Raw genomic sequence first — 13233 nt, forward strand, 5'->3', positions numbered from 1 at the left:
GGTCCCACCGACGATATTCGTCCCATAAGCCCGCATCAGCGCCGCATGACCGCGCCCCATACGACCCGTGATCCCCTGCACGATCACCGGCGTCGCGCCCGACAAAGACCCGATCATGACGCCGCCCCCACAATGGCATCGATCCGGACCAAAGCCTCCGCCAGATCCTCCGTCACCAGCATCCCAGGCTGAGCCTCACCCAATATCCGTTTCGCCTCCGCCGCATTGCGCCCGACCAACCTGGCCACCACCGGCACCTTCAACCCGGGCGAAGCCTGGATCGCTGCCGCCAGCAGCCCCGCGAATTCCGACAGATCGGTAATCCCGGCAAAGATATTGACCAGTACAGCCTTCAACGACGGCCGCGAGGTGATCCATTCCAACACCCGAATCAACCTGGCCGGACTGCCACGCATCTGCCCCGTGCGAATGTCACAAAAGTTCAGCGGCTTAGCCCCGCGCGCGGTGAGTTCATCGATCAGCATCATCGACAGCCCCGCGCCCGTCGTCACCAACCCGATCTCCCCTTCCGGATCGAGTTCGACATAATCGAACCCCTCCGCGATTTTCCGCCCCGCATCCATATAGACACTCGGCCGCGCCGCGATCATCGCGGCGATGACCGGCTGCCGCTCGACCGCGTTCAGATCGACCACCACCTTGGCATCACCGGCCACACAACCCGCTTCGGAAACGAACAGCGGATTGATCTCGACCAGCGCCAATTCCTTCTCGATCAGCAACGTCGCCATCGCCTTTCCAATTGCCGCCACCCGATCCCGCCACGCCGCAGGCTCCGCCGCCAGAAGGTCCTCCAACGCCTCGGCCACCGCGCCGGGATGCGGGGGACACAACCGCGCCTCAGCCGACCCGGCCCCTTCGATCTCCACTCCGCCATCCGCCGAATAGATCACCCGCAGCCCATAGCTCGCTGCGTCAACCATGACGGAGATATAACGTTCCTGCCCCGCGGCCGCCGCCTCCACCAGGCACGCATCCACCGCATGCCCCTTCAACCGGCTGCCCAGCATCGACCCGACCGCCGCCTCGACCTCCGCGCGAGACCCGCACCGGACGATCCCGCCCGCCTTGCCGCGCCCGCCCACCGGCACCTGAGCCTTCACCATCCACGGCCCATCACCCGGCAGCGTCGTCACCACATCCGTCACCACGATCCCGACCGGCACCGGAATGCCGTGTTCAGCGAACAGTGCCTTCCCGTCAGCCTCGATCAGCAACATCTCAGAACATCCCCAACCCCATGATGCCATCCACGACGTCAAACTCGCCGACGATCTTCTTGCCGATCAGATCGCGCAGCGTCTCTGACGCCCCGCCGCCGATCGACCCATACCGCGCGCCACGATAGAACCGGGAGACGGGAAATTCGTCGGTAAAGCCGAACCCACCATGCACCTGCACCGCCTCGGTGGTGACCCGCAACGACATTTCATTACAAAATATCTTCGCCGCTGCCGCCATGAACGGATCAGGAAACGGATTGGCCGTCAGACACGCTCGGTACAGCAACCCCCGCCCCGCCTCGATATCCTTGAACATATCAGCCAATTTCCATCGGATACCCTGGAAATCCGAGATCGGCTTATTGAAAATGGTGCGCTCCCGCACATAATTCACCGCCTCGTCGAACGCCCCTTCCGCCAGCCCAAGGGATATCGACGGATTAAGACACCGTTGCGTATTGAACGCCGTCAGCAGCTTGCGGAACCCATCCTCGCGAATAACCAAGTTCTCCAGCGGCAACTCGCAGTCGTCGAACTGGATCTCGTGCAGGTTCTCCCCGCCCATCGTGTGATACGTGCCGGTCACCGAGAACCCCGGCGTCCCCGCCTCCAGCAGCACACACCCGATCCCCTCCCGTCCCGGCTTCCCGTCCACCCGCGTGAACACCACGAACATCCCCGCCTCGGGTGCTCGGCTGATCAGTGTCTTGGTCCCCTTCAGGATCACCCGGTCACCGACGATCCGCGTGTTGGTGCGATAATTCGCCACATCCGTTCCCGCGTGCGGCTCCGTCATGCACACCGCCAGGATGCAATCGCCGCTGACCACCTGCGGCAAAATCCGCTCCCGGATCGACGCCGGCGCATAACGGGCGATGACGCGCGTCTGGACACCCGCCTCGCCCAGCACCGCCATCGCGGTGACATAGTCGACCTTGGCGATCTCCTCCAGGATCAGCGCGGTATCCAGGATCGGCAGCCCCAGCCCGCCATATTCCTCCGGCACCGACATCCCCAGCACGCCCAGGTCGGCGAGTTTCTTCATGTTCTCCCAAGGGAACGTGCCGTCCATCCAGCGCATCGCATTCGGCTTGAATTCGCTCTGCGCCAGCGACCGCACCGAGGCCACCATCTCCCGCTGCTGCGCACTAATCTGAAAGTCCATCGTCATGTTCCTCGCCCTACAGCGGCGAGTGTAACCATCAGATCACAAAGCGCAATTCGATTGCCGTCAGACCCCGGGGCAATCGGGGTGAGGTAAAGGAAGGCCAGGGCTCTGCCCTGGACCCGCCAAGGGGCAGGCCCCTTGGAACCACTTACTGGGTTTGGGGAAGAGAGGGGGCCAAGGCAGACGTTGCAACCACCGAGTTGGCCCCCTCTCTTCCCCAAACCCAATGAATGGATTTCAAAGGCTCCGCCTTTGACGGGGTCGAGGGGCGGCGCCCCTCGCCTTCCTTCACCCAACCCGATCCCCCAGCGTCCGCAGCAGCACGAATGTGATCAACCCCGCCACCGCGGGCGGCACCGCGGCGAACAAAAACAAATCCGCCCCCGAGAAATGAAACGCCAACAACAACCCCGCGATACTCGGCCCCAGGATCGCTCCACTCCGGCCAACACCGATCGCCCACCCGACCCCGGTGGAGCGGATCGCCGGCGGATATAGTTGTGCGCTCATCGCATTCAGCAGGTTTTGGGTGCCCACAAGGCAGATGCCCGCGACCAAACCCGACACGAACAGCAACGGATAGACTGCCGGCATGCGGGAAAACACCACCAGGAAGACCGAGGACGCCAGGTACCCCACCGCGATCATCAGGAACGGCCGGAACCGCAAGATAAGCCGGGCAAAGATCAGAGATCCCACCAACCCGCCCCCCTGGAACGCCCCGGTAATGCCGACGATCTGCCCCGATGTCAGCCCGCGCGCGTTCAACAGGCTGGGCAACCACGTCGAAAACGCGAACAGCGCCACCAGGCTGCTGAAGAAAATCCCCCACAGCAGCAACGTGCGAACCGCTCGGCCATGGCGGAACAATTCGACGACCTGGAACCCGCCCGCGTCCTGATGCTGCAACACAAACCGAGCGCCCGCCGGCGCCACAAAGCCGGGCTGCACACGAGCCAGAATATGGGCGATACGGCCAGGATCTCGGTTGTTGTTGACCAGGAATTCGACCGTCTCCGGCAGTGCCAGCATCAGCAGCGGAGCCAGCAACAGCGGAACCGCGCCGCCGATGTAGAACAGCACTTCCCACCCGTACGGCAGCACCAGTGACGCGATCCAACCGCCGAAAACCCCGCCGAAGGTGAACCCGCAATACATGATCATCGTCAGGGTGGCCCGCAGGCGCGTGGGGCAGTAATCCGTGGCGATGGTGATGGAAATCGGCGTGGCGCCCCCCAGGCCGAACCCCGCCAGCAACCGCCATAGCAGCAATTGCGTCAGGTCCCCGGACGTCGCGGTGCCCAGCGAGGCCAGGCCGAACAGCACCCCGCACAGGATGAACACCGTCTTCCGCCCCCACCGGTCACCCAGCAGCCCGAACGCCAAGGCGCCGGTGGTCAGCCCGATGAACCCGGCCGAGAACACCGGTCCCAGCATCGGGCGGGAAATCCCCAGCGCACCCGACACCGCCGGCGCGGCATAGCTGATCGCCTGCAGGTCGAAGCCGTCGAAGAAGATCAGCAGCGCGCACAGCCCGACGACGCGCAGGTGATAGGCATTCAGTTTCGCAGCATCGATGATCTCGCTGACGTTCACCAGCACGTTCGGCGTCTCCCGGTTGCATTTCGCCGTTTCCCGGCGTGTCATGCGCTTATGGAGCAGGAGCGAACGATGCCGCAACCGACGCAAGGCGCCATCGACTGCGATGTGCATGTCGCGGTGCCGTCGGTCGGCGCTTTGTTGCCCTATTGTGACGACTACTGGGCCGACCAGTTCCGCATCCGCGGCATCGATCGCCTCGATTTCAGCCTGACCGCCTACCCGCCGAACGCGCCCTTGTCGGCTCGTCCCGACTGGCGGCCCCAACAAGGCGCGCCGGGAACCGATCTGGCCCTGCTGCGCACCCACCTGGATCGTTTCGGACTGCGTGCGGCGATCGCGCAGTGCCTCCACGGCTCCATGGCACTCCACAGCGAGGACATGGCCGCCGCGTTCTGCCGGGCGATCAACGACTGGATGCGGGCGGAATGGCTGGACGCCGAACCGCGTCTGTTCGGCGCCATCACCGTGCCGATGCAAAGCCCCGATCAGGCGGCGAAGGAAATCGAGCGCTGCGCCGCCGACCCCCGCTTCGTCCAAATCCTCCTCCCCGCCATGACCGACATGCCGCTCGGGCGCCGTTATTACTGGCCGATCTACCAGGCGGCGGAACGCCTCGGGCTTGCGGTCGGCATCCACGCCGGCGGCATGTTCCGCCACGCACCGACGCCGACCGGCTGGCCGTCCTTCATCATCGAGGACTACGCCGCGCAGTCCCAGGCGTTCGACAGCCAGCTACTCAGCCTGATCACCGAGGGCGTATTCACGAAATTCCCCAACCTGACCGTGGTGTTGCTGGAATCCGGCATCACCTGGCTGCCGCCGTTCCTATGGCGCACCAACAAGATCTGGCGCGGCCTGCGTCCCGACGCGCCCTGGGTGGACCGCTCGCCGGCGGACATCGTGCGCGACCGCGTGCGCGTGACATTGCAGCCGTTCGACGCGCCCGAGGACCCAGCCAAGGTGCGCGCCACGCTGAACCACATCGACGGCGAAAACATGCTGTTGTTCTCGACGGATTTCCCCCATTGGCAGTTCGACGGGGACAACGCGCTTCCGCCCGGCCTGCCGCCGGAATTGCTGCCGGGCCTGCTGTCAGGCAACGCACTGGCCAGCTACCCAAGGCTGGCCGCCGCGCTCCAGGAGACTGTCGCATGAGCCAGAGTGTCCTCGAATTCGACGCGCCGCAGACAGCCAAAACCGGAATCGTTGATTGCGACATCCATCCGAATTTCCGGTCCAACGCCGATCTGCTGCCGTTCCTGCCCAAGTGCTGGGGCGCCCACTGGCAGGAGTATGGCCCGCATCTGCGCCAGGGCCTGTCCTCGACGCTGGCGCATCCGCGGATGAATCCGGCGGTGGCCCGAGCGGACGCGTGGCCCCCCAACGGCGGCCCGCCGGGTTCGGACCTGGCGTTCATGCGCGCGCATCACCTGGATGCCTACGACATCGAGCATGGCATGCTGATGTGCCTCCGCCCCGGCGGCTGTGATGAGCGCAATCTGGACTTCGGTGCCGCCCTGTGTTCCGCCACCAATGACTGGCAGTTGGAGGCCTGGGTAAAGCCCGAACCCCGACTGTCCGCCGGCATCACCATTTCCCAGGAAGACCCTGCCGCCGCGGTGGCCGAGATCGAACGCTGTGCGCCGAACAGCGCCTATCGGATCATCAACATGCCGCCCCGCATGGCCGAACCACCCGGCCGCCGCCGCTACTGGCCGATCTACCAGGCCGCCGTCGCCGCTGGCCTGCCGATCGGTCTGCATATCTCCGGCGTCCCCGGCCATCCGTCCACCGGCGCCGGCTGGCCGTCGTTCTACATTCAGGAACACCACGCCAATGCGCAGAGCATGCAGGCGGTGGTGACCAGCCTGATCATGGAGGGCGTCACCGAACATTTCCCCGATTTGCGGTTCGTGCTGATCGAATGTGGCTTCGCCTGGGCGCCATCGCTGGGCTGGCGGCTCGATAGGCTATGGAACCGGATGCGCACCGAAGTCCCGCACGTGAAACGCCCGCCATCGGAATACATCCGGGACCGGTTCTGGTACACAACCCAACCGATCGAAGAAACCGAGGAACCGGAGCACCTGCGGGAGATCATCGACTGGATCGGCTGGGACCGGCTGCTGTTCTCGACGGACTACCCACATTGGGATTTCGATGATCCGCGCTACACGTTTCGGATCGCACTGACCGAGGCGGAGCGGCAAAGTGTGTTCCGGGACAACGCGCGGCGGGTGTTTCGGTTGTAATACTGAGCGGCATTGTCGTTCACCTATTGGCACTATCGTGCAACCGTCCTGGCGGGCGAAGGCCCGTCATCCCTAGCGACAATCGGGGCCACGTTGGCGGGGAGATTCGTATCGTTGCGCCGACGCGGGTATGGTGTAACCCGCGTGTTCGTTCGCTCTTCCTTCATTTTAAAACACGGAGAGAATCGGAGGGCCACGAAGCGCCACGGAGATTCGCCGTGCGGCTCCCCCAGTATACAATGTGTCATCATAGTTGTAACCGCGCATGGACGAGGGCCCGTTGGACCTGGATACTTATACCAGGCGCCGTTGAGCTTGACCCTTCCGCTGACGTCATGGCCGGGGGCCTGCTTCGGGCGTCCCGGCCATGACGGCATCCGAGAGTCGGTATCAACGGCGCTTGGTATTAGTCTTCGTAGATAAATAAGTGCTTCGATGTTGGCTCGGTCGCTCAGTCCCGTCATGGCAGGCGAAGGCCTGCCATCCACGCCTTTTCCAAGACCCACACAGAAAGGCATGGATGCCGATCTACATCGGCATGACGATGAGAGACTGCCGGCGCTCGCCGGACGTTTCGTTTATTCCCCGGTGGGCCCTTAACGTCCACACGTTTTCGCCTCATAGACGACCCGGGGCGCTTCACCGGAAGACACGACTTTCTTCTCCGTGGCGCTTCGTGGCCCTCGTTCTTCCTCCGTGTTGAAGAATCCCTGGCCTGACACCCTCTCAGGAGGTGAACGGCGAGACACCTGTCGGTCATGCAACGATAGAATAATTTATAAGACCATTAGGAATTTATAAGTAAACGGGTTTTCAGATCGCGTGCAAATCCAATATGAATACCCGCGTCACCCGGTAGCCATCGCCAGCAGCTTGCCGACAGTGTTCAGGTTCCGCGTGGTACCATCCGTCGCGAACGGCAGCTTCAGCTTCGATCGTCCCATGCCGTCAGGGTAATGCACGAACACCTCACGCCCGACCGCCAGCACTTCCTCCCGCCCCTGGATAACGATCTCGGCCAGCACGTTCGGCCGCACCGGTTTGGGCAGAAACACCACGCCGACCTGATCAGGCTGCGCATCCGGAAACGGGTTTGCCTCGACAATCGCCTTCAATTCGGCAGCAGTCCGAATCAGCACCTGCACAGCCCGTCCCAGCCTCTTGGTGATGGCTGCTTCCAACATCCGCTTCAGCGCCGCCTCGGGACGCTCGCTCTCGAACACGACGTTGCCGCTCTGAATATAGGTCCGGACATTGTCCAGCCCCAATTCGCTGCATAGCGTCTGCAAGTCCTTCATCGCCAGGATACCGCGGCCGCCCACATTGACGGCACGCAGCAACGCGACATAACCCGTCACTAACCCGCCTCGATCCGGATCAGTGTCGGCTCCTCCATCACCGTCGGCAGCGCGCCGATCCGGTCCAGCGCCTCCCGCATCGCGCTTTCCTTGGTTTCATGCGTAACCAGCACCACCGGCACCGCCTCACCCGGGCTGCGCCCTCGTTGCAGCATCGACTCCAACGACACACCCATGTCGCGCAGGATCGCGGTGACGTCGGCGATCACCCCCGGCCGGTCCACCACCATCAGCCGCAGATAATACGGCCCGACATGCGAGCTCATCGGCACCGACGGCGCGCTCGACAGCGCCTCGCCCGACGCCCCCCAAACCGGAGTCACCCGATTCCGAGCAATATCGATCAGATCGGCAACGACAGCGGACGCCGTCGGCCCCGCTCCTGCCCCGCGGCCTTCCAGCATCACCCGGCCGACGAAATCGCCCTCGGCCACCACGGCGTTGAACACCCCGTCCACCCTGGCGATCGGCGCGGTCTGCGGCACCATACACGGATGCACCCGGGTCTCGATCCCCGCCTCGGTCTGCCGAGCGATGCCCAGCAGCTTGATCCGGTACCCAAGCTCCGTCGCAAACGCGATATCGACAGCGGAGACATGCCGAATACCCTCGACATGGACGTCCTCGAACGCCACCGGCCGGCCGAACGCCAACGCCGCCAGGATCGCCAGCTTGTGCGCCGCATCGATGCCGTCGATGTCGAACGAAGGATCGGCCTCCGCATAACCCAGCTTCTGCGCATCGGCCAGGACGTCGGCGAATTCCCGCCCACGCTCCCGCATCTGCGTCAGGATATAGTTGCACGTGCCGTTCAAAATCCCAGCGACAGCGCTGATCCGATTGCCCGACAACCCCTCCCGCAGCGCCTTGATCACCGGAATCCCGCCGGCCACCGCCGCCTCGAACCCCAGCGCTACGCCCCGTTCCTCGGCGGCACGCGCCAGCGACGCACCATGCACCGCCAGCAGCGCCTTGTTGGCAGTCACCAGCGGCTTCCCGGCCGCAATCGCTGCCTCCGCCAACACCCGAGCCGGCCCTTCCGACCCGCCGATCAACTCCACCACCACATCGACGCCGGGATCGGCCGCCAAAGCGACCGAATCCTCGTACCAATGCAGCCCGGACACCGGAAAACCCCGATCCCGCGACCGATCCCGAGCCGAAACAGCCGTCACCGCGATCGGCCGGCCGGCCCTGGCGGCGACGATATCGGCATTGTCGCGCAGCATCTTCAGCACGCCGCCGCCGACCGTCCCCAGGCCGGCGACACCCACGCAAAGCGGACGGGTCATGGCGCGTCCGCTTCCGACAAGACCGGTTCCGCGACGTTCGACCCCGCCTGCAGGAAGCCCCTGATATTGCGAATGGCCTGCCGCAGCCGGTGGTTATTCTCCACCAGCGCAATACGGACAAAACCCTCGCCGTACTCGCCAAAGCCAAGCCCGGGCGCAACCGCCACTTTCGCCCGCTCCAGCAGCAACTTCGAAAACTCGACGCTGCCCAGCGACGCATATTTCGGCGGAATCGGCGCCCAAGCAAACATCGAACCCTCCGGGTTCGGCATATCCCACCCAGCCGAGGCCAGCCCCTTGATCAGCACGTCCCGCCGCTCCCGGTACAAATTGCGCATCTGCTCGACGCACTCCTGCGGCCCGGTCAGCGCCGTCGCCGCCGCCACCTGGATCGGGGTGAACGCGCCATAGTCCAGATACGACTTCATTCGTGTCAGCGCGTTGATCAGCCGCGGATTGCCCGCCGCGAACCCCATCCGCCACCCCGGCATGGAGTAAGTCTTGGACAGGCTGGTAAACTCCACCGCGATGTCCTTGGCGCCCGGCACTTCCAGGATCGACGGCGGCACCTTGTCGCCGAAGTAAATCTCCGCATACGCCAGATCGGACATCACCCAGATCTCGTTCCGGCGGGCGAACGCGACGATTTCCTTATAAAAATCCAGATCGGCCAGAAAAGCCGTCGGGTTCGACGGAAAGTTCACGATCAGCGCCGTCGGCTTCGGCACCGAGTGCCGCACCGCCCGATCCAGCGCCCGCAGCATGTCCTCGCCCGGGTTCGCGGGCACACTGCGCACCGCGGCGCCGGCGATGATGAAGCCGAACTGATGGATCGGATAAGACGGATTCGGCACCAGGATCGTGTCACCCGGGCTGGTGATCGCCGAGGCCAAATTCGCCAGCCCCTCCTTCGACCCCAGCGTCGCCACGACCTCGGTTTCCGGGTCCAGGTGAACGTTGAACCGGCGCTCGTAATACGCCGCGAGCGCCCGCCGCAGCCCCGGAATCCCCTTGCTGACGGAATAGCGGTGGGACCGCGGGTCCTGCACCGTCTCCACCAGTTTCGCCACGATGTGCGGCGGCGTCGGACTGTCGGGGTTCCCCATGCCGAGGTCGATAATGTCCTCCCCGGCGCCCCGAGCCTTTGCCTTTGCCGTGTTGACTTCGGCGAAGACGTAAGGCGGCAGGCGGCGGATGCGATGGAACTCGCCGGAGGAATCGGAACTCATGACAGGCCTTTCGGGGTTAAGAGAACGTCTATTGTAGCACTTGTAGCGCCGCGCCGCGACCGGATGCTTCGGCGCTGACGCGGATGGCGGTGGCGGGCACGCCGGCCGCCCGCAGCACGGTGACGATCGACTGCGCCCGCGACAGGCCCAGGTTCACCGCCGCCGATTGGGCGTCCGGATCGCTGGACATGGAATCGCCGTAGCCGATGACGGAAATCGTGCCCTTGCCGCGCTTGGCCGCGAAGGCCTTCACCTCATCGGCCGCCGGCGGCGTCAGGTTCGATGCCTTCTCAAGGAATACGATCGTCGCCGAGGCACTACCGGCCGGCGCCGGCATCGGCTGTGGCGCCACGACCGGGGCGGGTGGCGGACCGGCGACGGCCGGACGCGGCGGCGGAGCGGCAGGCAGCGCGGGCGGCGGCCCGGCCGGCGAAGCGCCCGCATCCGGTTCGGCAGCGGGCGCGGTCCCGGCACTGGCGGTCTTCGCCGGCGGCGTGGCCGGCCCGGATGTGGATGCGGCAGACGCGGGCGGCGGGGCCAACGGCGCGCTCTGCACCGACTTGCGCGGCGCGGCCGACGGCGGCGTGACCGGCGCGTTCACCGCCGGCATCGAAGCGCTCGCGACGGGCGTCCCCAACGAGCCGGTCGGGCCGGACTTGGCCGGCGGATTCACACCCGGCGGCGTCGTGCCAGCCGGCGTCGTGCCAGGCGGCGGTGGCGGCGGCGCCGTCCCGACCCCAAACAAACTCGGCGATGCGGTGGGTGAGGATGGGTCCGCCAGCGGTGCCGCTTCGGCCGCGTGCTGGGCGTTGGTGCGGTCGGCCACCAGCGAATCGGTCAGGTCCTTCATCGCCTTCTCGTCCGGCGGCGCCGGCTTGACCGGAACCGTGGCCATATTCGGATACGGCTGGTCGGCACCAGGCGGCGCCGGCCGTTCCTGCGCGATCTTGCCACCTTCCTGGCGGTGCCACCAATTCACCGGGTTCATCGTCGAAATCGTCGAGCAGCCGGCCAGAAGCCAGCCCGCCGCCACCAACATGGCAGAGCCCCGTATTCCGGCTTGCCCCGGTTTTTTCACGCAACTAGCTTGCGCGCCTGTTTCGCTGACCACCATATGCTGGTTCCGCTCTCCGCTACCGGCCGCCTGTGTAGCCGCTGGTGTCGCCGACGCAAAGGATGTCTCCATGGCTTCAACCGACAAGACCGCGGGAACAGCGCCGGGCACTGCCTCAACCGCCCCTGACGCAGCCGGATTCAAGATGCCGGACCCGTCCGAGGTCGGCCGCTCCATGGCCGACATCGCCGAACGGTCGCAGCGCATCGTCGGCGAGTGGCTGAAACGCCAGCAGCAGACGGACCATGCCGCCGACCCGCTGAACATCGGCCGCGCGTTCATGGAGATGACCGCGAAGCTGATCGCCAACCCCGCCCGGCTCATGCAGGCGCAGCTCGGGTTTTGGCAGGACTACGTGACGCTGTGGCAGAACACGACGCGGCGGATCATGGGGATGGACTCCGAACCGGTGATCGACGCCGCCGCCACCGATCGCCGCTTCAAGGACAGCGCCTGGAAGGAAAACGAGGTCTTCGATTTCATCAAGCAGTCCTACCTGCTGTCCGCCCGCTTCGTGCAGGACGTGGTGACCCATGTCGACGGCCTGGACGACCGCACGGCCCAAAAAGTCGATTTCTATTCCCGCCAGTTCATCGACGCGATGAGCCCGTCCAACTTCCTGCTGACCAACCCCGAAGTGCTGCGCAAGACGGCGGAAACCGGCGGCGAAAACCTGCTGAAAGGCCTCAACAACCTGTTGGGCGACCTTGAACGCGGCAAGGGCCAGCTCCGCATCAAGATGACCGATACCGACGCCTTCAAGGTCGGCGACAACATCGGCGTGTCCCCCGGTAAGGTGGTGTTCCAGAACGACCTGATGCAGCTGATCCAGTACACCCCGGCGACCGACAAGGTGCTGAAGCGCCCGCTGCTGATCGGGCCGCCCTGGATCAACAAATTCTACATCCTTGACCTGCGGCCGAAGAACAGTTTTGTCCGTTGGGCGGTGTCGCAGGGGCATACCGTCTTCGTCATCTCCTGGGTCAATCCGGACGAAACCCTCGCCGAGAAAGGCTTTGAGGACTACATGAAGGACGGCTACCTCGCCGCGCTGGACGCGATCGAGGCGGCCACCGGGGAACGTGAGGTCAATGCCATCGGCTATTGCCTCGGCGGCACGCTGCTGGCGTCCACCCTCGCCTATATGGCGGCGAAGGGCGACGACCGGATCAAGACCGCGACCTTCTTCGTCACCATGATGGACTTCCAGGAAGCCGGCGAACTCGGTGTGTTCATCGATGAGGAGCAGTTGCAGGCGCTCGAGGACAAGATGAACAAGCGCGGCTACCTCGAAGGCAGCGAGATGGCGTCGACGTTCAACATGCTGCGCGCCAACGACCTGATCTGGTCATTCGTGGTGAACAACTACCTGATGGGCAACGACCCGTTCCCCTTTGACCTGCTCTACTGGAACGCCGATTCCACCCGCATGCCGGCCAGGATGCACAGTTTCTACCTGCGGAAAATGTATCAGGAGAACCTGTTGTCGACGCCGAACGGAATCGAGCTGGACGGCGTGAAAATCGACCTGGGGAAGATCAAGGTGCCCGCCTACTTCCTGTCCACCCGGGAAGATCACATCGCGCCGTGGAAATCCACCTACCGAGGCACCCAACTGCTGGGCGGCCCGAAACGGTTCGTGTTGGCCGCCTCCGGCCACATCGCCGGCGTGGTGAACCCGCCCGAGGGCGGCAAATACGGCCACTGGATCAGCAAGGAATTGCCCGCCGACCCGGAAGCCTGGCTACAGGGCGCGACCGAGATGGCCGGATCATGGTGGCCCGACTGGCAACGCTGGATCCTGGCCTCCAGCAAGGCCCAGGTCCCCGCTCGCCAACCCGGCGACGGCAAACTGAAGCCGATCGAAGACGCCCCCGGCAAATACGTGCAGGTGCGGTTGACGTAGGGGGACGGTGTTCCGCTAGCCCTCACCGTCATGGCCGGGCGTGTCCCGGCCATCCTCACACCGACCGA

The 13233-nt window shown here is 64.8% G+C and carries 10 protein-coding genes; 3 read left to right on the forward strand and 7 right to left on the reverse strand.

The genetic code is table 11. The features are described from left to right. Window positions 1–113: 113 nt before the first annotated feature. From GSQ89_RS15945 to GSQ89_RS15955, 3 genes are all read right to left on the reverse strand, one after another. Window positions 114–1241, reverse strand: coding sequence for an ATP-grasp domain-containing protein (locus tag GSQ89_RS15945; RefSeq protein ID WP_158926851.1), 1128 nt, complete (start codon window positions 1239–1241; stop codon window positions 114–116). Window position 1242: 1 nt separating this feature from the next. Next, a complete protein-coding gene (locus tag GSQ89_RS15950) occupies window positions 1243–2409 on the reverse strand; it encodes an acyl-CoA dehydrogenase family protein (RefSeq protein ID WP_158926853.1) in 1167 nt (388 codons plus the stop codon). A gap of 291 nt (window positions 2410–2700) precedes the next feature. Further along, entirely contained in the window at window positions 2701–4059 is a 1359-nt protein-coding gene (locus GSQ89_RS15955) for an MFS transporter (RefSeq protein ID WP_158926855.1), read from the reverse strand. Window positions 4060–4083: 24 nt separating this feature from the next. Here GSQ89_RS15955 and GSQ89_RS15960 point away from each other — a divergent pair, with 24 nt between their 5' ends. Next, window positions 4084–5169, forward strand: a complete 1086-nt coding sequence (locus GSQ89_RS15960; RefSeq protein WP_158926857.1) for an amidohydrolase family protein — start codon at window positions 4084–4086, stop codon at window positions 5167–5169. Continuing rightward, window positions 5166–6266, forward strand: coding sequence for an amidohydrolase family protein (locus GSQ89_RS15965; RefSeq protein WP_158926859.1), 1101 nt, complete (start codon window positions 5166–5168; stop codon window positions 6264–6266). Before GSQ89_RS15960 ends, GSQ89_RS15965 begins: the two co-directional genes overlap by 4 nt. A gap of 848 nt (window positions 6267–7114) precedes the next feature. Here GSQ89_RS15965 and GSQ89_RS15970 read toward each other — a convergent pair. The 4 genes from GSQ89_RS15970 to GSQ89_RS15985 are packed head-to-tail and all read right to left on the reverse strand — an operon-like array spanning window position 7115 to window position 11184. Then, the gene (locus tag GSQ89_RS15970; protein ID WP_158926861.1) at window positions 7115–7624 is read right to left on the reverse strand and encodes a DUF1697 domain-containing protein; all 510 of its coding nucleotides are present in this window, start codon (window positions 7622–7624) and stop codon (window positions 7115–7117) included. Continuing rightward, window positions 7624–8916, reverse strand: coding sequence for a homoserine dehydrogenase (locus GSQ89_RS15975; protein ID WP_158926863.1), 1293 nt, complete (start codon window positions 8914–8916; stop codon window positions 7624–7626). The genes GSQ89_RS15970 and GSQ89_RS15975 overlap by 1 nt, the downstream gene beginning before the upstream one ends. Next, the gene (locus GSQ89_RS15980; protein WP_158926865.1) at window positions 8913–10145 is read right to left on the reverse strand and encodes an LL-diaminopimelate aminotransferase; all 1233 of its coding nucleotides are present in this window, start codon (window positions 10143–10145) and stop codon (window positions 8913–8915) included. The genes GSQ89_RS15975 and GSQ89_RS15980 overlap by 4 nt, the downstream gene beginning before the upstream one ends. A gap of 28 nt (window positions 10146–10173) precedes the next feature. Further along, entirely contained in the window at window positions 10174–11184 is a 1011-nt protein-coding gene (locus GSQ89_RS15985) for a hypothetical protein (RefSeq protein ID WP_158926867.1), read from the reverse strand. A 220-nt stretch (window positions 11185–11404) separates the two neighbouring features. Between GSQ89_RS15985 and GSQ89_RS15990 the strand changes: the two genes are divergently transcribed. After that, complete coding sequence (locus GSQ89_RS15990) at window positions 11405–13165, forward strand: alpha/beta hydrolase (RefSeq protein ID WP_158927011.1); 1761 nt, start codon at window positions 11405–11407, stop codon at window positions 13163–13165. Window positions 13166–13233 lie beyond the last annotated feature (68 nt).

Source organism: Acidisphaera sp. S103, assembly GCF_009765975.1.
Taxonomy (GTDB): domain Bacteria; phylum Pseudomonadota; class Alphaproteobacteria; order Acetobacterales; family Acetobacteraceae; genus Rhodopila.